The sequence below is a fragment of the Vreelandella glaciei genome, from assembly GCF_013415125.1.
Classification (GTDB): Bacteria; Pseudomonadota; Gammaproteobacteria; order Pseudomonadales; family Halomonadaceae; genus Vreelandella; species Vreelandella glaciei.
Genome location: NZ_JACCDE010000003.1, coordinates 196,960 through 216,189, shown reverse-complemented (window position 1 = coordinate 216,189; position 19,230 = coordinate 196,960). Strand labels below are relative to the sequence as shown.

The window sequence follows — 19,230 nt, the reverse complement described above, 5'->3', positions numbered from 1 at the left end:
GCTTGCTAAGGCTGTGAATGCGCGTACTACTGTTATCCGCCTACGAAGCGGTGAGTCATCGCTACTGGGCGCAAAGTTTAATGGCGCAACTTGATGAGGTGTCGTGGACGCTTTTGTCCTTACCTCCACGTCATTTTGCCTGGCGCATTCGCGGCAACCCGCTGAGCTGGATGTTGAAAGAGCACGATAGCCTTAGCCAGTCGTATGAGGTGGTGCTTGCCACTTCAATGGTGGACCTGGCGACGCTCATAGGGCTGTTTCCGCACCTTGGACGAGCCAAAAAGATCGTCTATTTTCACGAAAACCAGTTTGCCTATCCTAAGTCTAGCGATCAGATACCCCAAGTAGAGGCCAAAATGGTCAATCTCTACACGGCGCTAGCGGCGGATAGTGTGGTGTTTAACAGTGCCTATAATCGTGACTCCTTTATCGATGGTGCACGGGCGTTTTTGAAAAAAATGCCGGAAAATCTGCCTGCGGCAAAGCCACTGGAGGCGCTGCGCGAGCGGTCTCAGGTTTTGCCAGTACCCATTTCTGAATGTTCAACATCCCGCCAGCAAACGGCTGTTCAAAAAACGGTGCCACAGCGCATTGTCTGGAATCACCGCTGGGAGTATGACAAAAATCCTGATGACTTCTTTGCCGTGCTGTTCGCGCTAAGCGATGCCGGAGTGGCGTTTGAGCTGGCAGTGCTAGGGCAGCGCTTTCGCCAAGCCCCGGCCATTTTTGACGAAGCCGAGCAGCGCTTAGCCAAGCATATTGTGGCTTGGGGGCCGCAACCCGAGGAGGCGTACCGTGAGTTGCTAGATAGCGCAGGCATTGTGGTTTCGACCACCTGGCATGAGTTTCAGGGCTTGGCGATTATGGAGGCGGCTCAGCGCGGGGCGCTGCCCCTGGTGCCGGACCGGCTTTGCTTCCCTGCCTTATATCCACCTGGCTATCGCTACGACGGCACCCGAGAAGGGCTGTATGAGCGACTCAATGCTTGGCTGACAAAGCCAGCCGCGCGTCCTGTCACCCTTGATACTTCGGTTTGGGAGTGGCCCGCTTGGCGCGAGGCCTACCGCCAGCTTCTATCAGTCGAGCCGGTCTAATCTCCGCGTCGGCCAGTGCACCACGGCGGTATGGCGACGCATCTTTTGCGCAAGCATCGGATGCTCACGGCGAATCACCTGCTCGGCAAACTCTGACAGAAAGTGGGATTTCAGCTCCGCGCGGGCGCGATCAACGCCGCTGTGCTGGTAAGGCGTCGAAGCCAGCAGCATAAAGCCATCGTCTGGGATGCGTCCGGCGCGCATATTGGTGTCAATGATAGTGGCCGCCGTGCCAATGGGGACTGCTAAGTCAGGCCCGTAGGGGCCGATGATCAATGCGGTGTTGGGCAGGTGCAAAAAATCAAAGCCTCGACCAATACAGATCACCCATTCGCGGTGCTCGATATCCAGCTCTCGTTCAACACCTTGCAGTTCACTAACGTGGGCGAGGTTGCCTTCTAGCAGGGGGAGTAAGTCCCGCTGCATGTCGTGGGGCATGTCTGGGCAAATGGCATTGAGTTGGCTGCTCAGCGCTTCAGGGGCGTGCCCAACCCACTCACTTACATCAAGGACTGCACCTTCGTACCCATGAATAATCAGTGCATCGCTGTCAGTTTCAAAACCGCACACCAGCGGGTAAACCTGCTGGTGGTCTTGGCCAAATAGCTTGCCCGCCTGATCGGCAATGGCGTAGGCGTGGGCTTTGGCTGCTTCGGTGTCACAGTTAAAACCGGCGCAGCCACGGGCTGAATTGCCGCGGGAAAAATGATAGGTAATCAACATTAGCGTCCCGCGACCCGCCTGAGCCGCATCGATAACCGTGTCCGTCAGCAGCTCGCCCAAGTAGGGCCAGCCCAGATCAAAAATGCCGCCCAGGTTGCGAAACGGGGTAATGATTCCTAACGGCGTGCGCGTGGCGTGGGGAATATGTATCCGCCCATCCATACACTTCATTACCACGATAGAGGTGGTGTGCTGGGCCATATAGCGTTGCCGCGCCAGCCATGCCCCCGGGCTACAGAAGTGCTCGGCGTGTTGCCGTGACAGATCCAGTAGTGCATCAATACGCTGCTCAATGGGCTGATCATGCAGTAGCGTGGCAGGGGTAGGCATGAAGGACTCCGTCTAGGCGATTTCAGTTTTGTCTTTATAGTCGCACAAATCCTCAATAATGCAGCTACCGCAGCGGGGTTTGCGGGCAATGCAGGTGTAGCGGCCGTGCAGAATCAGCCAGTGGTGAGCATCTTGAAGAAAAGCCTTAGGTACATGGCGTAGCAGTTTCTGCTCCACTTCAACGACATCTTTGCCTTTAGCGATGCCGGTGCGATTGGATACCCGGAAAATATGCGTATCCACCGCCATGGTGGGCTGACCGAACGCCGTGTTGAGAATCACATTGGCGGTTTTACGGCCGACCCCCGGCAGGGCTTCTAACGCTTGGCGGGTGTTGGGTACTTCGCCACCGTGCAGGTTGACCAGCATATGGCAGGTTTTCATCAGATTTTCGGCTTTGGTGTTATATAGGCCGATGGTTTTGATATGTGCTTTAAGTTCGTCGATACCCAAATCAATGATCGCTTGGGGCGTATTCGCTACCGGGTAGAGCCGTGCGGTGGCTTTATTGACGCCCACATCGGTGGCTTGGGCAGAGAGCAGTACTGCCGCAAGCAGTTCAAAGGGGGTGCTCCAGTTCAGCTCAGTGGTGGGGTGCGGGTTCTCTGCCTGAAGGCGAGCAAAAATTTCATGACGCTTTTGGGCATTCATGGCGGGTCTCTTGATAAATGCGAATGATGAATATGAGCAACTGTTTACACGTCGATGTTTGAGTATCTTGCCAGCTATTTAATCGTGCCGGTGACCCGCACGCGACGCTCAGGCCGAGGCGTTGTGGAGACTGGCTTGGCGCGTGCAGCGCTGCGTTGGTCAATGACGTTTTTCAGCGCGATTAACATGCCTGCCACAAAAAAAGCCCCAGGCGGCAGCACAAAAAACAGGAACTGGTAGTCGTCGGCTATCGTCAGCTGCCAATTGGCGGCTTGAGGCCCAAACAGCAGCGCCATATCGCTGAATAGTGTGCCTTGGCCGAGTAGCTCGCGTAGCGCGCCCAGGAGTACCAGTACGGCGCCAAACCCTAGCCCCATCATAAAGCCATCAATGGCCGCTGGAATGACAGGTTGGCGCGAGGCAAAGGCATCCGCGCGGCCTAAAATGGCGCAGTTGGTGACAATCAGCGGAATAAAAATCCCCAGCACTTGATAGAGCGGGTAGGCGTAGGCGGCCATCAGTAGCTCAGCGCAGGTCACAAAAGCAGCAATCACCATCACGAACGCGGGCAGGCGCACTGCACTGGGTACCTGGTGTCGAATCATTGAAATCGCTGTGCTGGCGCTCACCATGACCAACAGCGTGGCAAGCGCCAAGCCCAGCGCATTCACTACACTGCCGCTAACGGCTAACAGCGGGCAGAGCCCCAGCAGTTGAACCAGAGCAGGGTTGTTCGACCACAGCCCATCTCGGGCCAGTTGGCGCCATTGGCTTATTGGATGGAGGCTCATGCGCCGGGCTCCTTGAAAGTAATGGGTAACGGAGTGTCAGCGGCATATTGCAGCGCTTCATGTACGGCATTCACCACGGCGCGAGGCGTTATCGTTGCACCAGTAAAAGCATCAAAGTGACCGCCGTCTTTAGCTACCGCCCAGTCTTCCGGTGGCAAGCTCGCTAACCCTAAGCCATTAAATCGCGTAATCCAGTCGCTGCGGCTCCGCTCAATATCGTCGCCTAGCCCAGGGGTTTCCTGGTGTTGAGTGACACGCACACCGCTAATGCGCTGCTGTTCGTCAATGCCGATCAGTAGGCGAATTTCACCGTTATAGCCTTGCCTGGTGAGCACCGGCAAAATGACGGCACTGTTCTCGCTGTCGCTTACCCACCAGCCTTGGCTGTCGCTTTTTAACCCCAATGCTTCGGGATTAGGCAGTGTAAAGGTGCCTTCTATCACCTGGGTGACGGGTATATTTCCCATCGTTTGGGGGAGTACTTCGTGTAGCTGACGGTGCTGGTAAGCCAACTGATGGGTCGCTATTTGCTCGGCGGTAAGTGCACGCGTGAGTGCAACGCTACCCGCAGTAACCAGAGCAAAGGTGCCCAATGCGAGAGCACCGCGCTGCATGGCTTGGAAGAGCGTCATGGCTGCTCACCCCGGGAGCTTTTTAGATGCCCCGTCGGGCGTGGCACGCTGTATAGGTCTAACAGCGGTACGCATAGATTCATCAGCAACACCGCAAACGCCACTGCATCCGGGTAACCGCCAAAGGTGCGAATAATGATAATCAAGGCGCCGATACCGGCTCCATAAAGTAGTTTGCCGCGACGGCTGGTGGCGGCGGAGACCGGGTCGGTGGCGATAAAAAACGCCCCAAACAGCGTCGCCCCGGTAAGCAGGTGAAAAAGCGGTGAGGCAAAGTGGCTGGGGTCGCTGAGATAAAACAGTGTGGCAAGTAGTAATACGCTGCCAAGCATCGCCACCGGGATGTGCCAGCTAATAATTCGCTTTACGAGTAAAAGGATGCCACCCGCTAACCAAGCAAGGGCTACCCAGCGCCAGGCATTAAGCGTCCCATCGGGCAGTGGGTTAGTTGCCCAGAATTCGCTGGCAAGCACTGCCTCGCCTTTGTGTTTAAAGGCATCGAGCGGTGTGGCACCACTTAGGCCATCTAGCTGAGCCGTAGGTAGCGTTCCAGTGATTTGTGCCCACAAGCCCTCCGGGAGTAGCTCTTGGGGTGGCGCCCACAGCGTCATGTAGGTAGGAAACGACACCAATAGCAGCGCATAACCGATCATGGCCGGGTTAAAAGGATTGTGGCCTAAACCACCGTATAGCTGCTTGCCCACCACGATGGCGGCGATCATCCCAACGCCGATCAACCACCAGGGGCTAGCGGGGGGCAGCGAAACGCCGAGCAAAATAGCAGTGAGTAGAGCGCTGGCGTCATTCAATGTAACGCGAATGGGCCGCTTGCGGAGCCGCAGAACCGCGGCTTCAAGCGCTACACCCAATACAGCGGCTATTAATATATTGCTGAGTACGCCCAGACCAAAAAAGTAACTCATGGTGGCGATGCCCGGCAGCGTCGCCACGATCACCCAGCGCATTAAGCTTGCTGTGGGCGGCACGAAAGTCGTCAAGGGGGCGTCGTTAACGCCTGACGCGTGCATCATGCTCATGAAGACTCCTCGCTTTGGGAGGGGGCAGAGGCTGCTTGCTGTTCCTTCGCCTGGGCAAGTTGGGATTCGGCTGCTTTCAGGTTCTCTTGGGCAGTGGCAAGCTGCATCTCCAAATCATCTAGCGGCTGTTTGGGGTCTTCCTGGGCGACGCGTGCCAGGGTCTTTTCAGCTTTTTTAACCGATGCCTTGGCAGCGGCATGGGCAATTCTTAGGCCCCGTAAATCGACCTTTTCACTGCTGGCAACTGCGCTGGTCGGCGTGCGACGTTGTTGCGATTTGCGCGCTTCTTTGCGTGCCTGTTTTTCTGCCTCTTCCCGAGCGAGCCGCGCTTGGCGAAACTCAAAACGGTGCTTGGCGTACTCCGCTTTTGCTGTCTCAATCCGCTGCAGGCGTATCCGGCTTTTAGCCTCGCGGTAATCCACGACTAGCGGAATATGGCTGGGGCAGACGTAGCTGCAAGCGCCGCACTCTATGCAGTCGAACAAATGATAGCGCTCCATCTTGGCATCGTCGTTGGCGCGGGCGTACCAGTGCAACTGTTGGGGTAGCAGCGACACAGGGCAAACGCTTTCACACTCACCACAGCGTATGCAGGGCGATTCCACAGGCGCAGGTGGTAGTTCGACAATAGTCGCCGCGATTAAACAGTTGGTAAGTTTGGTAACCGGCGTATCGAGTGTTAGCAGCGGCGCCCCCATCATGGGGCCGCCCTGAATCACTTGGTGTAATGCTGTGTGATCTAGTCCGACTTGTTCCAGCAGTTCTTTGATGGAGGTGCCCAACCTTACCCAGCGATTACCGGGCTGACTAATCGCTTCGCCTGTTAGCGTGACAACCCTGGACACCAGCGGCTGACCATCACGCACGGCATGTAGTATTGCCAGCAAGGTGCCGGGATTATGGCACAGCACGCCCACATCGGCGGGCAAGCCGCCGCTGGGAACATTAAGGTCTAGCAGTCGCTTAATCAGTTGGCGCTCGCCGCCGCTGGGGTAGCGGGTGGAAATCACTTTGAGCTCAACGGTAATCGGCTGGCTCTTCTGTATCGCCTGACGCAGCGCTTCAATGGCCTCGGGTTTGTTATCTTCAATGCCAATAACGATATGTTGCGCGCCACACAGTTTGGCGATTATCTGTGCGCCTTCGAGTACGTCGCTCGCGTAATGGCGCAGGGTGAGGTCGTCGGCGGTGATATAGGGTTCGCACTCCGCAGCGTTAATCACCAAGGTGTGGATCGTATGCCGTTCAACCACTCTCGCTTTAATATGCGTGGGGAACCCAGCACCGCCTAATCCAACAATCCCACTCTCGTTTAAGCGTTCAAACAGCGCATTGGGGGCGGCGCGTTGCCAGTCGATACTGGGTAGCCGGTTCCACTCATCCTGTCCATCGCTATCAATGATGATTTGGGTAGTGCTCACCTCGCGCACCGTGCCGCTAATACTGGCGTGCAGATGGCTGGAAATCATGCCTTCGCGTTGGGCAATGACGCTACCTACTTTGACTGTATCGCCCGGTGCGACACAGGGCGTGGCGGGCTGGCCGCTGTGCTGTTGCAGCGGCAGCGTCACTCGGCCAGGTAATGGCGCGTCGATCAGCGTGGCCTGATTCGATCGCTGTTTGCGCTCGGGCGGGTGAATCCCACCGGGGAAATCAAAGGCGTTCGACATGAACACTCCCAACGGCAGGCTGGCGGTCACTGGTAATTAAACCTGGGGAGTGCGCTATAACCGGTTGCCACTGGTGGAGCGGTGCCGTGCGCGGCAGCATATCGATACAATCCACGGGGCAGGGGTCAAGGCACAGATCACAGCCGGTACACTCATCTTCAATCACCGTATGCATTAACTTAGCCGCACCAATAATCGCATCGACTGGGCAGGCTTGAATGCACTTGGTACAGCCGATGCACTCCGCTTCACGAATAAACGCCACTTTTGCCTCGCTTTGAGCTTCACCGTCCAGGGGCTCAGGCTCCCGGCCTAATAGATCAGCGAGGGCGTGGATCGTCGCTTCGCCACCTGGCGGGCATTTATTCAGTGCATCGCCTTGATTAATCGCCTCGGCATAAGGGCGGCAGCCTGGGTAGCCGCACTGACCGCACTGAGTTTGTGGCAGCAGTGCATCAATTTGTTCCACCAGCGGGTTATCTTCCCGCTTGAAGCGTTCGCTCACCAGGCCTAGCAGGGCACCAAAACCCAGGCCTAAGCCGGTTAATACCGCAACGGCGCTAAGCATGCTGATAGCATCGAATGTGTCACTCATTATGCGCTACCTTCACCCTTGTACTAATCCGGAAAAGCCGAGAAACGCTAGCGACATAAGGCTAGCGGTCACCATGGCAATCGCCGCACCTTGAAATGGTTTAGGAATATCCGCGCCTGCCAAACGCTCACGCATGGCAGCAAATAGTACCAAAATTAGCGAAAACCCCAGCGCCGCGCCCAATCCATAGAGGGTGGTATGAAAAAAGCTCAGTTCGCGGTTCAGCGATAGCAGCGCTACGCCCAATACCGCGCAGTTGGTGGTAATAAGCGGTAAGAATATTCCCAGTACTTGATGCAGTAGTGGGCTTAATTGACGAACCATAATTTCTGTAAATTGAACCACCGCGGCGATCACCACAATAAAGCTGATGGTGCGCAGGTACGTGACATCCAGCGGCACCAGCAGCCCATGATAGACCACGAAGCTAGCTGCTGACGCCAGGGTCAGTACAAAAGTGGTGGCCAGGGACATGCCCATGGCCGACTCCAATTTATTGGAGACGCCCATAAATGGGCATAGACCCAAAAATTGAACCAGTACGAAGTTATTGACCAGCGCAGTGCTGATCAAAATGATAAATAGCTCACTCATGATGGCGCACTGTGCGAAGAAATTGTGGCGTTGGCGAGCGAAGGCGTATAAACCTTGGCGCAGTGGCGCCCTGCAGCTTTGGCTGCGTAAAGCGCCTGGTCAGCGGCCGTCATTAATCCGCTGGGCGTCATCACACCTCCTATATCCAACTGGCTAATACCAATGCTGACGGTGACATACGAGGCCACTGGCGACCTCTGGTGAGGATGCTTTAATTGGTCAATAGCATCACTAAGCGATTGGCTTTTTTCCATTGCTTGGGTGGCGGTGTTCGCAGGCAACATAGCACTGAATTCCTCCCCACCTGTGCGCGCGATAAAAAAACCATGGGCAGTGGCAACGTCATGCATCGTCTGCGCTACTCGTTGCAAACATATATCGCCTTCGGGGTGTCCGTAATGGTCGTTAAACAGTTTGAAATGATCAATGTCTATCATCATTACCGACAAGGGCTGACCTGTGTTCAAGGATATATTAACGACCTCTCGCAGGCGCTGATCGAATAATCGGCGATTGGGCAGACCGGTCAATGGGTCATGGGTAGATAGCTCGATAAGCTCTGCATTGAGCTGCTGTTGATGCTTGAACTGCTCTTGAAAGGCGCGTGCTAGGACGCCAATTTCATCTCCGCGTCCTAATAGATTGCTTGATCCCTTTAGATCCACGCTGGCTTGCTGAGTAAACTGGGTCAGAGTTCTGAGTGGCTTCAGAATAATACGCTCCAGTAGCAGCAGAACAAGGCCAATCACTAATAGCATCAAGCAGGCTGTCCATAAAAGTACGTAGCGAAACGTTTCTAGACTGGCCAAATAACTGGTGCGATTAAGCTGGGTTCCCAATGCTAACTGCTCGTTATGCGGGTAGGTAGTTAAATAGCGCTGCGCCTGGATCGTATTGCCTGAGATAGTGACGGCTGTGTCATTATTGATACCGCCTTCCACCATCGAAAGCGTCGTTGGTAGCCCTGTATAGTCTTCTGTGATCGTCAACCAAGCATCGTCCATTGGCCTCACTTTGAATAGCCATCCTTGGGGCGGGCCGCTCTCATCAATTCTCACAATGGGATTGGATGCTACCATTAGCGGCGTTGTACCCGCATACAGCCTGCTTTTCCCCTGTTCTGGATCTTCTTTAATAGAAGACTGCATCGTGCGAATCAGCCCCGACATCCAGCGGCACTCACGTTCTGCGGTATAGCAAGTGTGGTATTGGCCGGTAGCAGGATTGAGACCTGCTAGAAAATGTACATCGCCCTCCGCGTTGAAAAAGGCCATTAGCTGGTAGCGCATTTCTTCAAACATCTGTTGGCTAAAATTGGTATCCGTATAGCCAGGGTAGTTACCCTGAATAAATTCATAGGTATCGTCCCAGATCGACCAGTCTCGCGCTTGCGCTAGTAGCTCCTGTTGGCTGATATTGAGGCTGCGTTCAATTTGCGCTAGCTCCTTTATTACTACCGCACGCTCCTCCTTGTGAAGTGCTGGGAATATTACCCATTTACTCAGTGCAGCTAAGGAAATTAGGGCAAGGAGAAAAACGCCTCCCAAGGCTGCTAGAAAACGAAAACGTAAAGAGCGTGAGAAGCGCTGAACCATAAGGAGAGCCTGAACTAAGCGGTGATAAAGTAAGACATGAACAAAATAAAAACAAAAGGGGCAAGGGGGTTAGCCCTTGCCCCTCTAAAACACTGTGTGTCTACTACGTTACCCGCTGGCCCGGTTCGGCACCGGTGTCCGGGGAAAGCAGATAAATACCTTCTTCATTGGCTGAGGCTAGTACCATACCTTCAGACATTCCAAAGCGCATTTTACGCGGAGCCAAGTTGGCAACCATAACCGTCAAGCGACCTTCCAGTGCTTCAGGCGCGTAAGCAGAGCGAATGCCTGAGAATACATTGCGCGTTTCGCCCCCCAGGTCGAGGGTCAGTTGCAGCAGCTTATCAGCGCCTTCCACGTATTGGGCTTTGGTGATACGCGCAATGCGCAGGTCAACCTTGGCAAACGCCGCAAAGTCGATTTCAGCGGCGATGGGGTCATCCGCCAGCGGGCCTTTGGGCGTTTCTTTCAGTTTTTGCTCTTCCACAAGATCTTCCTTCGACGCTTCGATCATCGCATCGATTTTATCCCGGTCAACGCGGGTCATTAGTGGCTTGAATTTATTGATCGAGTGATCGGTCAGGACAGCTTGGCGCGTGTGCCAATCCAACGACTCGACATTAAGAAATTCGCGGGCTTGCTCAGCCATCGCGGGCACTACCGGGGCTAGATACACCATCAACTGCCGGAACAGGTTAATACCGACCGAACATATCTCAAGTACTTCAGCGTCGCGGCCATCTTGCTTGGCCAGTGCCCAGGGCTCTTTATCTGCAATATAGGTGTTGGCCTCGTCTGCCAACTCCATAATTTTACGCATTGCCCGGCTAAATTCGCGGGCTTCAAAGTCGTCGGCAATATCATCACCGGCGGCAATAAAGCGGGCGACCATTTGCGGTTCTGCGCAGTGAGCCGAGAGAGTGCCACCGCCAATTTTTTTAACAAAACCGGCGCAGCGGCTAGCAATGTTAACTACTTTGCCGACTAAATCTGAGTTTACCCGTGCGGCAAAGTCTTCCAGGTTTAAATCCAAATCATCAACTTTGGAGGTAAGCTTTGCGGCAAAGTAGTAGCGCAAGTATTCCGGGTTGAGGTGATCGGCGTAGGTGGCGGCTTTAATAAACGTCCCGCGGGATTTCGACATCTTGGCGCCGTCTACCGTCAGGAAGCCGTGGCAGTTGACGGCTGTCGGCGTGCGCAAGTCAGCGCCATGCAGCATGGCGGGCCAGAAGAGCGCATGGAAGTAGACGATATCTTTGCCAATAAAGTGGTACACCTCGGCGTCAGAGCCTTTTTTCCAGTAGCTGTCGAAGTCGATATCTTCGCGGTCACACAAGTTCTTGAAGCTGGCCAAATAGCCTATCGGCGCATCCAGCCATACATAGAAGTACTTGCCGGGGGCATCAGGAATTTCAAAGCCGAAATAGGGCGCGTCACGGGAAATATCCCACTCGTTAAAGCCGGACTCAAACCACTCCATCAACTTATTACGGATTTGCGGCTGAACGTGACCGTCGTCAATCCAGCGCTGTAGGAAGTCGGCAAAGTCGGGCAGCTTAAAGAAGTAGTGGGTTGAGGTGCGTACTTCGGGCGTTGCGCCAGAAATTGCTGAGACTGGATTAATCAAGTCAGCGGGGGTGTAGGTAGCACCGCACTTTTCACAGTTGTCGCCGTACTGGTCCTCTGAACCGCATTTAGGGCAGGTGCCTTTAATAAAGCGGTCGGCTAAAAACAAGCCTTTCTGGGGATCAAACATCTGCTCAATATCACGCGTGGCAATATGACCTTTATCGCGCAAGCGCTTATAAATCATTTCACTGAAGTGGCGATTTTCAGTGGAATGAGTCGAGTGATAATTATCGAACCCAACACCAAAACGGGAAAAATCGGTTTGATGATCCTTGGAAACCCGCTCAATAAGCGCTTCGGGGGTTATACCTTCTTGCTCGGCGCGCAGCATAATGGCGGTGCCATGGGCATCATCAGCACATACGTAGTAGCACTGTTGACCACGGCTTTTCTGGAAACGAACCCAGATATCCGTCTGAATATATTCAAGCAGGTGGCCGAGGTGAATAGCTCCGTTGGCGTAAGGGAGCGCGCTAGTCACCAAAATATTGCGCGTGGCGGTAGTAGACATGGTGAAGGTTAATTCCGAGTGAATAAGGGTGCCGATCAGGCGGTAACTAAAAACACGGCGAAGTCACTGTGGGCTTCGCCGCTGGCTTTCCTTAGCAACGATTAATACGATGCTTTATACAACATTTAATACAAGGCCTGCTCTTCCTGAACCACTTCGCGCAGCAGTTCTAAAAAAAGCTTATCAGCCTCAGAGTGCTCAGCCGGATCTTCCGGAATATGCACGCTGGTAGTATCGGAAATTTCGTTAGCAATCCGTGCCATGGCCGCGGGGCTGTTGCCTTCGGTCAGTTGCTGCCTGGCGATCACAAGGGATTGCTCAAGAATTTTGGGGTCTTGAAGCAATTTGCGAATAAAGCCACGCAGCTCATTGATGACACGTGTTTTCTGGATTTCTGAACCGGACATGGGAGTCTCCTTAGGATCGCGAACGACGACAGGGCCAAGCGAAGCCAGTCAATGCGTTGACCATAGCATTTTTTCTGCCAACGGGCATGAGTTGCACGGCATTAAACCTGCAGATTAAAACGCTGGTTTAAAGCGTCAATCGACCGGCTTTGTGCTTGACGGGGTTCGCGTATTGAGCAAGCCAATATGGCCTTAACGCCTCAGGTACATCGGCAAGTCGTGCATTGAAACGCTCCCTGTCTTGTTTAGTAATCGCTTTACGCGCTACTAATTCCGGTGCTTCACCCAATGCTTCAAGCGCTAAATAGTGGCTGGGAAAGAGGCGGTACCCGCCAATCACCTGACGATCAATCTCCGCGGCCACTTCGTCTGGCGTTGCCATATCAGCACCAACTGGCGTACCAAAATGCAGCCGCACGCGTCCCTTAGAGCCGGTAATGCCAGCCACAATGGAGCGAATATCTTCAAACTCACTTTTGGCGTAACTGCCTTGGGTGTCAATATCGTACAGCTCCTGGGCTTTTTGCACGTCGCAGGGGTCATATTCATAGCTAATCGACACCGGCACCAGTTTTAGCTCAGCGATGGCCTCACCAAAGACCATGTCGCGCTCTGAAGCACGTCTCGCCATGATTAGCATTTTGATGATCGCAGGCTCGGTATGGTCGATACCGTTCTTTGCCCGGCCTTCACGTTGTGCCATCCAGATGGAGTGCTGGTCTTCGGTAATCGTGTGGCGAATATAGGCCGAAAGCTGTTGATACGCTGCCAGCATTGCCCGTTTGCCCCGTGCACTACGCGGCACAATAAAGCTTTTATTGAGTCGCATTAGGTCAGTGACATAGGGCTTTTTGAGCAGGTTATCACCGATGGCGATACGCACGGTGTCACGATTCGCTTGATAGAGCGCATAGTTGACGAAAGCAGGGTCCAACGAGATATCGCGGTGATTACCAATGAATAAGTAGGCGCCCTTGGGGTCAAGCTTATCAAGCCCAGTGACTTCAAAGGCATCCGTGGTGGTACGAATCATGCGCTCCATATAATGCGCAATACGCATTTGAAATTCGTAGACCGATGTAACTCCTTTCACTTCACGACGGACCGCGCGACTGGCAAAGCCACGCGCCAGTGACGGCGCCCAGCGTGCCAAGCGCGGAAGCCGAAAGCGAGTCAGCGCATCCAGCAACTCGTTGTCCCGTGAGAGCCTAGCAAGAACATCGGCTACTTCATGATCCATAAAGGGCCGAATGTCAGCCCACGGGTCTGTCTCGTTAGCGGTATTAGTAGCGTTATTGTGATGAGTCATGCGAACCGTTGGATGATAAACCGTTGGTGATTAGGAAGAGTGTCGATTATGAGCGTTAAAGCGAAGATTTATAGAGCTATTGCTAGAACACTTTTTAGAACTATTTATTTTAGAGCTATTTATTGAGCTGCGGGTTCCCGCTGCGTCTCGCCACCGAGCCACTCTATCAAGCGCGGAATATCGGTAGATAGTGCCTGCGCCATTAAAATAAAGTCTGTTTCCAGGCGGGCGAGCGCATCGTCACCGTCGTCAGCATGGTCCGCCTCTTCAATGAGGGCGTCGCCAAAGCGCAACGATTTCAGCGCCAAATCATCGTGCAGCACGAAGCTTAACCGGCCTTCTAAGCTCACAGCGAGTTTGCTGGCCTGGCGGCCGCTTTCGAGTAACTGCTGGATTTCATCACTGTCTAAATCGACTTGGCGCGCGCGAAGTACGCCGTCATCGCCTTTCGCTTTGAGCTCGACTTGATCACCCAGCTGCAGATCGACAGGGCGGCTAGCCACATCGCCCAGCCAAGTGGTCATGGCGCGAATAGGCAACGTTTGCGAACTCAGCGGGGTGACTTTCAAGCTGCCTAGCGACTCACGCAGCAAGTCCAGGATATCCTCGGCACGGGTCCGCGAACTGGCATTGATGCCGATCATCTGGCCTTTGGTGTCCCACCAAAGATCGATTTTCTGGCTACGCACAAAGGCGCGAGGCAGCAAATTTTCAGTGACCTGCTCTTTAAACGCGGTTTTTTCTTTGCGGGTAACTTTACGGCTTTCGCTGGCTTCGATGTCGGCGACGAGCTCGTCGACCTCTTCTTTGACTACCGAGGCAGGCAGTAGCCGCTCTTGGCGAAGGGCGGAAAGTAAACGGTGTGATTGAATTTCGTGTACCAACTGCCCGCCGCCCATACGTCCAGCCGGGGCTGTCCAGCCCAGGCGGCGTGCATCAGCGTTGCCGAGTGGTTTGGCGGCATGCTCTTGTAAAGCGCTAGCGAGCGCATCGCTGGATAACTCGGGCGCGTCGTGCAGGCGGTATAAATGCAAGTGCTTAAACCACATGAGGCCAATCCTGTTCAAAAGGTGGCACATTATGGCGAAAGCGGGGCATTCCTACCAGTGGATGCCATCAATCGTCTCTGTTGCACGTGTTTCAAACTTGTGTTTGATTGAGGGTTTGCCAACTAAATACTATTTGCCAATTAATTGCATTGTTTAACTGAACAGTAGGAGGGGTTATGAGTACATCGCTGTCACGGGTTCAATTACGCGTTCGTGGCTATCACTTGGATGGCTATGGGCATGTGAATAACGCTCGCTACCTGGAGTTTATGGAAGAGGGCCGTTGGGATTACTTCGATCAACACCCAGCGATGATCAAGGAGCTCCACCAGGCTGGTCGGGCGTTTGTGGTGGTTAACTTGAATATTGATTATTTGGCCGCGGCGCGTCATGGCGATGATTTAGAAATCATGACGGGTATCGTCGACGTCGGTGAGCGTAGCGGCCTCTGTCATCACCGCATCGTGCGCAAAGACGGTACCGTCATTGCCCAGGCAGATTTGACCTTCGTGCTGCTGGATATGCGGGCTAATAAAGCCGCTGCCATTGAGGGCGAGGTGCGTGAAGCGTTAACGGCGTTAATCTTGGAGAAAGAGGCATTTACCCCCTAAACGGCTTTGGTGAGCTCCCTGGCTGCCCTTGCTGCTTTTGCAGTGGTATGATGGCGAAGTATTTGCGCGCCGCTCCATTGAGTTTTTAGGGGCGGTGTTTTTAAGCGCTTTCAACTCTCGCAGTGCCAATGCAGTGCAAAGGATCTGACTTTCATGGGTGACATCGCCAGAGAAATCTTGCCCGTCAATATTGAAGACGAGCTTAAACAGTCGTATCTCGACTATGCGATGAGCGTCATTATCGGCCGCGCGCTTCCAGATGTGCGGGATGGCCTTAAACCGGTTCACCGGCGTGTGCTGTTTGCCATGCATGAACTGGGTAATGACTGGAATAAACCGTACAAGAAGTCGGCGCGTGTCGTCGGCGATGTCATCGGTAAATACCATCCGCACGGTGATAGCGCGGTATACGACACCATCGTACGTATGGCGCAGCACTTTTCGATGCGTCATGTGCTGGTCGACGGCCAGGGCAACTTCGGTTCAATTGATGGGGATAACGCGGCCGCCATGCGTTATACCGAGGTGCGGATGTCGCGCCTTGCCCACGAACTGCTCGCGGACCTGGAAAAAGATACCGTCGACTGGGTCGATAACTACGACGGTACTGAACGTATTCCCGCGGTCTTGCCTACCAAAACGCCCAATTTGCTGATCAATGGCTCCTCGGGCATTGCGGTAGGTATGGCAACCAATATTCCGCCGCACAATATGCGTGAAGTGATTGATGGCTGCTTAGCCTTAATCGACGACTACACGCTGACCGTGGATGACCTGATGGAGTACATCCCCGGGCCTGATTTCCCCACCGGGGCGATTATCAATGGTCGCGCGGGTATCTTGTCGGCCTATCGTACCGGCCGTGGGCGTATTTATGTGCGCGCCTGCCACACCATCGAACATCATGATAAAACCGGTCGCGATCACATTATTATTAGTGAGCTGCCGTATCAGGTGAACAAAGCGCGGTTAATTGAAAAGATTGCCGAGCTGGTGAAAGAGAAGAAGATCGAAGGCATCGCTGAGCTGCGCGATGAGTCGGATAAAGATGGCCTGCGCGTGGTGATTGAAATCAAGCGCGGCGAGTCCGGCGAAGTAGTGGTCAATAACCTGTTTGCCCAAACGCAGCTGCAAAACGTGTTCGGGATTAACATGGTGGCGCTGGAAAATGGTCAGCCCCGCACGCTCAACCTCAAAGAAATGCTGGAAGCCTTTATTCGCCACCGGCGAGAAGTGGTTACCCGGCGAACGCTGTATGAGCTGAAAAAAGCCCGTGAGCGTGGTCATTTGTTGGAAGGCTTGGCCGTTGCTATCTCGAATATCGACGAAGTGATCGAGCTTATCAAAGCTTCACCCAACGCGGCAGAAGCGCGTGAAAAGCTCCTCGCTCAAACTTGGCAGCCTGGTCAGGTGACCGCCATGTTGGAACGGGCCGGGGCTACTTCTTGCAAGCCAGAGGAGCTGGAAGAGGGCTTTGGATTAAATACCGCGGCCACCTCTTATCGGCTTTCGCCCGCCCAGGCGCAGGCGATTCTTGAGTTACGTCTGCACCGTTTGACGGGCCTTGAGACCGAGAAACTGCTCGACGAATACTTGAATATTCTTGAGAAAATTGCCGAGCTAACCGAGATCCTGGCATCAGCTGATCGCTTGATGGAAGTGATCCGGGAAGAGCTGCACGCCGTGCGTGATCAGTTTGGTGATGACCGTCGTACTGAAATTCAGGCCAGCCACCTGGATCTTTCGATTGAAGACTTGATCGCCGAAGAAGACATGGTCGTGACCGTGTCGCGCTCTGGTTACGCCAAGACGCAGCCGCTGTCGGATTACCAAGCCCAGCGTCGTGGTGGTCGCGGTAAGTCTGCTACCGCCATGAAAGACGAAGATGTGATTGAGCACCTTCTGGTGGCGTCTACTCACGATACCGTGCTGCTGTTCTCCAATCGCGGCAAAGTGTACTGGCTGAAAGTGTATGAAATGCCCAACGCCAGCCGCGGCTCGCGTGGCAAGCCGCTGGTCAATATGCTGCCGCTGGAAGAGGGCGAAGCGGTTAACGCGATCTTGCCGGTGCGCGACTACAATCCTGATAATTACATCTTCTTTGCCACGGCCAAAGGTACCGTCAAACGTACCAGCCTTGAGCAGTTCTCGCGCCCGCGTAGCGTAGGTCTTATCGCCATTGACCTTGAAGAGGGCGACCGCTTAGTGGGCGCTGCCATTACCACCGGTAATGATCATGCCATGCTGCTGTCGTCTAACGGCAAGGCCATTCGCTTTGAAGAGGGTAAAGCCCGCGCCATGGGTCGTACTGCTCGGGGCGTGCGTGGTATGCGCTTGGCCGGCGATGCGGAAGTCATCAGCTTGATTATTCCCAAGAGCCAGCAAATCGACGCCGAAGCGGATGCCGAAGAAGAAACTCAGAATGGGACGCAAGAGAGCGTCGTGACCGAAACCGCCGATGGTCAGATCTACATTATGACCGCCAGTGAGAACGGTTATGGTAAGCGCACGCGCCTGGAAGAGTTCCCGCTGCGTGGTCGTGGTGGTCAGGGTGTTATCGCCATGCAAACCAGCGAGCGTAACGGTTCGCTAGTGGCGGCGATGCAGGTTTATGACAGCGATGAAATGATGCTGATCACTGACCGTGGCACGCTGGTGCGTACGCGTGTTGAAGAGGTTTCAACCACCTCGCGTAATACCCAGGGCGTGATGTTGATTCGTCTGGGTAAAGAAGAAAAATTAGTCAAAACCGTTCGTGTTGATGAGCCCGCCGAAGTCGATCTGACCGCTCTTGAGGAAGGTGCCGAAGAGGGTGTCGAAGCTAGCCTTGATGAGCGACCTGAAGACGTTCAGACGAGTGAATCATCCGATGACGCACAGGAACCGGGGACTGATGACACGTCATTATAATTTCTGCGCAGGGCCAGCGGCCCTGCCAGTAGCCGTACTGGAACGCGCCCAGGAAGAGTTACTGGACTACCATGGACGTGGCCTTTCCGTCATGGAAATGAGCCACCGCAGCGACGAGTTTGTTGCCATTGCTGAACGTGCAGAAGCTGATTTTCGTGAGCTTCTAGGCGTGCCAGATAACTATAAGGTGCTGTTTTTGCAGGGCGGCGCCAGTATGCAATTTGCCATGCTGCCGATGAACCTGCTGGGACAGGGCGGTAGCGGCAACTTCATTCAGACCGGTATCTGGGGCAAAAAAGCGCTTAGCGAAGCAAAGCGCCTTGGGTTCGCTTGTCATGTAGCCGCAAGTAGCGAAGCTAATGGCCACATGGCGGTGCCTGCGCTGGATACCATTAGCGTTAGCGATGACGCGGCCTATTTACACTACACGTCGAACGAAACGATTGGTGGCTTGGAGTTTGACTATACGCCCAATGTGCAGCGTGCCGATGGCGCTAGCGTACCGTTGGTCTGCGATATGTCGTCAAATATCCTGTCTGGGCCGATCGATGTTAGCGATTTCGGCGTGATCTACGCGGGGGCGCAGAAAAATATCGGCCCCGCTGGTTTAACGTTGGCCGTCGTTCGTGACGACTTGTTAGGCAAAGCCCAAGCCAACATTCCTTCGCTGTTTGATTACAAAATGCTGGCCGAAGCGGGTTCGATGGTGAATACGCCGCCGACCTACGCTTGGTATTTGGCGGGCTTAGTCTTTCAGTGGCTAAAAGACGACATTGGTGGACTAGCAGCGATGGACGTCATTAATCAGCGCAAAGCCGATAAGCTTTATGCGGCGATTGATGCCAGCGACTTTTATAGCAACCCGATTGCTAAGCACAATCGCTCGCGTATGAACGTACCGTTTGTCTTGGCCGATGCGGCGCTGGATAAAGCGTTTTTACAACAAGCCGATGCGGCGGGGCTGCTCAATTTAAAAGGCCACCGCAGCGTGGGCGGTATGCGGGCTAGCCTATATAACGCAGTGCCTGAGTCTGCGGTAGATGCGCTGATCGCATTTATGGCCGATTTCGAACAAACAAGGGGCTAAACACC

At 54.1% G+C, this 19,230-nt stretch carries 17 protein-coding genes; 4 read left to right on the top strand and 13 right to left on the bottom strand.

The genetic code is table 11. The features are described from left to right. Positions 1-17 precede the first annotated feature (17 nt). Positions 18-1,094 carry a tRNA-queuosine alpha-mannosyltransferase domain-containing protein gene (locus HZS80_RS03530; RefSeq protein WP_035558596.1) on the top strand — a complete coding sequence of 359 codons (1,077 nt, stop codon included), beginning with the start codon at positions 18-20 and terminating at the stop codon, positions 1,092-1,094. Here HZS80_RS03530 and HZS80_RS03525 read toward each other — a convergent pair. The 13 genes from HZS80_RS03525 to HZS80_RS03465 form a co-directional block, all read right to left on the bottom strand. Continuing rightward, a complete protein-coding gene (locus HZS80_RS03525) occupies positions 1,077-2,147 on the bottom strand; it encodes a carboxysome shell carbonic anhydrase (RefSeq protein ID WP_179915188.1) in 1,071 nt (356 codons plus the stop codon). The genes HZS80_RS03530 and HZS80_RS03525 overlap by 18 nt on opposite strands. A gap of 12 nt (positions 2,148-2,159) precedes the next feature. Next, positions 2,160-2,798, bottom strand: coding sequence for an endonuclease III (nth, locus tag HZS80_RS03520; RefSeq protein ID WP_035558592.1), 639 nt, complete (start codon positions 2,796-2,798; stop codon positions 2,160-2,162). A gap of 74 nt (positions 2,799-2,872) precedes the next feature. Next, positions 2,873-3,574: an electron transport complex subunit E gene (locus HZS80_RS03515; protein ID WP_035558762.1), complete on the bottom strand. Its 702-nt coding sequence runs from the start codon at positions 3,572-3,574 to the stop codon at positions 2,873-2,875. Positions 3,575-3,585: 11 nt separating this feature from the next. Beyond that, on the bottom strand, positions 3,586-4,221 hold the full coding sequence (gene rsxG, locus HZS80_RS03510) for an electron transport complex subunit RsxG (protein WP_179915187.1): 636 nt from the start codon (positions 4,219-4,221) through the stop codon (positions 3,586-3,588). Continuing rightward, entirely contained in the window at positions 4,218-5,258 is a 1,041-nt protein-coding gene (locus HZS80_RS03505; protein WP_179915186.1) for an RnfABCDGE type electron transport complex subunit D, read from the bottom strand. The genes rsxG and HZS80_RS03505 overlap by 4 nt, the downstream gene beginning before the upstream one ends. Next, the gene (gene rsxC, locus HZS80_RS03500; protein WP_179915185.1) at positions 5,255-6,928 is read right to left on the bottom strand and encodes an electron transport complex subunit RsxC; all 1,674 of its coding nucleotides are present in this window, start codon (positions 6,926-6,928) and stop codon (positions 5,255-5,257) included. The genes HZS80_RS03505 and rsxC overlap by 4 nt, the downstream gene beginning before the upstream one ends. Then, entirely contained in the window at positions 6,912-7,523 is a 612-nt protein-coding gene (gene rsxB / locus HZS80_RS03495) for an electron transport complex subunit RsxB (RefSeq protein ID WP_035558581.1), read from the bottom strand. The genes rsxC and rsxB overlap by 17 nt, the downstream gene beginning before the upstream one ends. 12 nt (positions 7,524-7,535) lie before the next feature. After that, on the bottom strand, positions 7,536-8,117 hold the full coding sequence (gene rsxA, locus HZS80_RS03490) for an electron transport complex subunit RsxA (RefSeq protein WP_007114112.1): 582 nt from the start codon (positions 8,115-8,117) through the stop codon (positions 7,536-7,538). Continuing rightward, positions 8,114-9,712, bottom strand: a complete 1,599-nt coding sequence (locus HZS80_RS03485) for a sensor domain-containing diguanylate cyclase (RefSeq protein WP_179915184.1) — start codon at positions 9,710-9,712, stop codon at positions 8,114-8,116. The genes rsxA and HZS80_RS03485 overlap by 4 nt, the downstream gene beginning before the upstream one ends. A 103-nt stretch (positions 9,713-9,815) precedes the next feature. Then, positions 9,816-11,852, bottom strand: a complete 2,037-nt coding sequence (gene metG, locus HZS80_RS03480) for a methionine--tRNA ligase (protein ID WP_179915183.1) — start codon at positions 11,850-11,852, stop codon at positions 9,816-9,818. A gap of 125 nt (positions 11,853-11,977) precedes the next feature. Continuing rightward, the gene (locus HZS80_RS03475; RefSeq protein WP_035558576.1) at positions 11,978-12,259 is read right to left on the bottom strand and encodes a hypothetical protein; all 282 of its coding nucleotides are present in this window, start codon (positions 12,257-12,259) and stop codon (positions 11,978-11,980) included. Between the two features lie 127 nt (positions 12,260-12,386). Then, entirely contained in the window at positions 12,387-13,568 is a 1,182-nt protein-coding gene (locus HZS80_RS03470; RefSeq protein WP_035558574.1) for a 1-acyl-sn-glycerol-3-phosphate acyltransferase, read from the bottom strand. Positions 13,569-13,687: 119 nt separating this feature from the next. After that, positions 13,688-14,617: a recombination-associated protein RdgC gene (locus HZS80_RS03465; RefSeq protein WP_179915182.1), complete on the bottom strand. Its 930-nt coding sequence runs from the start codon at positions 14,615-14,617 to the stop codon at positions 13,688-13,690. Between the two features lie 176 nt (positions 14,618-14,793). On the opposite strand from HZS80_RS03465, the gene HZS80_RS03460 reads away from it, so the two are divergent. From HZS80_RS03460 to serC, 3 genes are all read left to right on the top strand, one after another. Beyond that, a complete protein-coding gene (locus tag HZS80_RS03460; protein ID WP_179915181.1) occupies positions 14,794-15,228 on the top strand; it encodes an acyl-CoA thioesterase in 435 nt (144 codons plus the stop codon). A 153-nt stretch (positions 15,229-15,381) separates the two neighbouring features. Further along, on the top strand, positions 15,382-18,138 hold the full coding sequence (gene gyrA, locus HZS80_RS03455; protein ID WP_179915180.1) for a DNA gyrase subunit A: 2,757 nt from the start codon (positions 15,382-15,384) through the stop codon (positions 18,136-18,138). Then, a complete protein-coding gene (serC, locus tag HZS80_RS03450) occupies positions 18,122-19,225 on the top strand; it encodes a 3-phosphoserine/phosphohydroxythreonine transaminase (protein ID WP_035558563.1) in 1,104 nt (367 codons plus the stop codon). Before gyrA ends, serC begins: the two co-directional genes overlap by 17 nt. Positions 19,226-19,230 lie beyond the last annotated feature (5 nt).

Coding starts and splice junctions, on each gene's coding strand:
- HZS80_RS03505 (WP_179915186.1), bottom strand. CDS start 5,258: ATGAGCATGATGCACGCGTCAGGCGTTAACGACGCCCCCTTGACGACT.
- rsxG (WP_179915187.1), bottom strand. CDS start 4,221: ATGACGCTCTTCCAAGCCATGCAGCGCGGTGCTCTCGCATTGGGCACC.
- HZS80_RS03475 (WP_035558576.1), bottom strand. CDS start 12,259: ATGTCCGGTTCAGAAATCCAGAAAACACGTGTCATCAATGAGCTGCGT.
- HZS80_RS03460 (WP_179915181.1), top strand. CDS start 14,794: ATGAGTACATCGCTGTCACGGGTTCAATTACGCGTTCGTGGCTATCAC.
- rsxC (WP_179915185.1), bottom strand. CDS start 6,928: ATGTCGAACGCCTTTGATTTCCCCGGTGGGATTCACCCGCCCGAGCGC.
- gyrA (WP_179915180.1), top strand. CDS start 15,382: ATGGGTGACATCGCCAGAGAAATCTTGCCCGTCAATATTGAAGACGAG.
- HZS80_RS03530 (WP_035558596.1), top strand. CDS start 18: ATGCGCGTACTACTGTTATCCGCCTACGAAGCGGTGAGTCATCGCTAC.
- nth (WP_035558592.1), bottom strand. CDS start 2,798: ATGAATGCCCAAAAGCGTCATGAAATTTTTGCTCGCCTTCAGGCAGAG.
- serC (WP_035558563.1), top strand. CDS start 18,122: ATGACACGTCATTATAATTTCTGCGCAGGGCCAGCGGCCCTGCCAGTA.
- HZS80_RS03470 (WP_035558574.1), bottom strand. CDS start 13,568: ATGACTCATCACAATAACGCTACTAATACCGCTAACGAGACAGACCCG.
- HZS80_RS03525 (WP_179915188.1), bottom strand. CDS start 2,147: ATGCCTACCCCTGCCACGCTACTGCATGATCAGCCCATTGAGCAGCGT.
- rsxB (WP_035558581.1), bottom strand. CDS start 7,523: ATGAGTGACACATTCGATGCTATCAGCATGCTTAGCGCCGTTGCGGTA.
- HZS80_RS03485 (WP_179915184.1), bottom strand. CDS start 9,712: ATGGTTCAGCGCTTCTCACGCTCTTTACGTTTTCGTTTTCTAGCAGCC.
- HZS80_RS03465 (WP_179915182.1), bottom strand. CDS start 14,617: ATGTGGTTTAAGCACTTGCATTTATACCGCCTGCACGACGCGCCCGAG.
- rsxA (WP_007114112.1), bottom strand. CDS start 8,117: ATGAGTGAGCTATTTATCATTTTGATCAGCACTGCGCTGGTCAATAAC.
- metG (WP_179915183.1), bottom strand. CDS start 11,852: ATGTCTACTACCGCCACGCGCAATATTTTGGTGACTAGCGCGCTCCCT.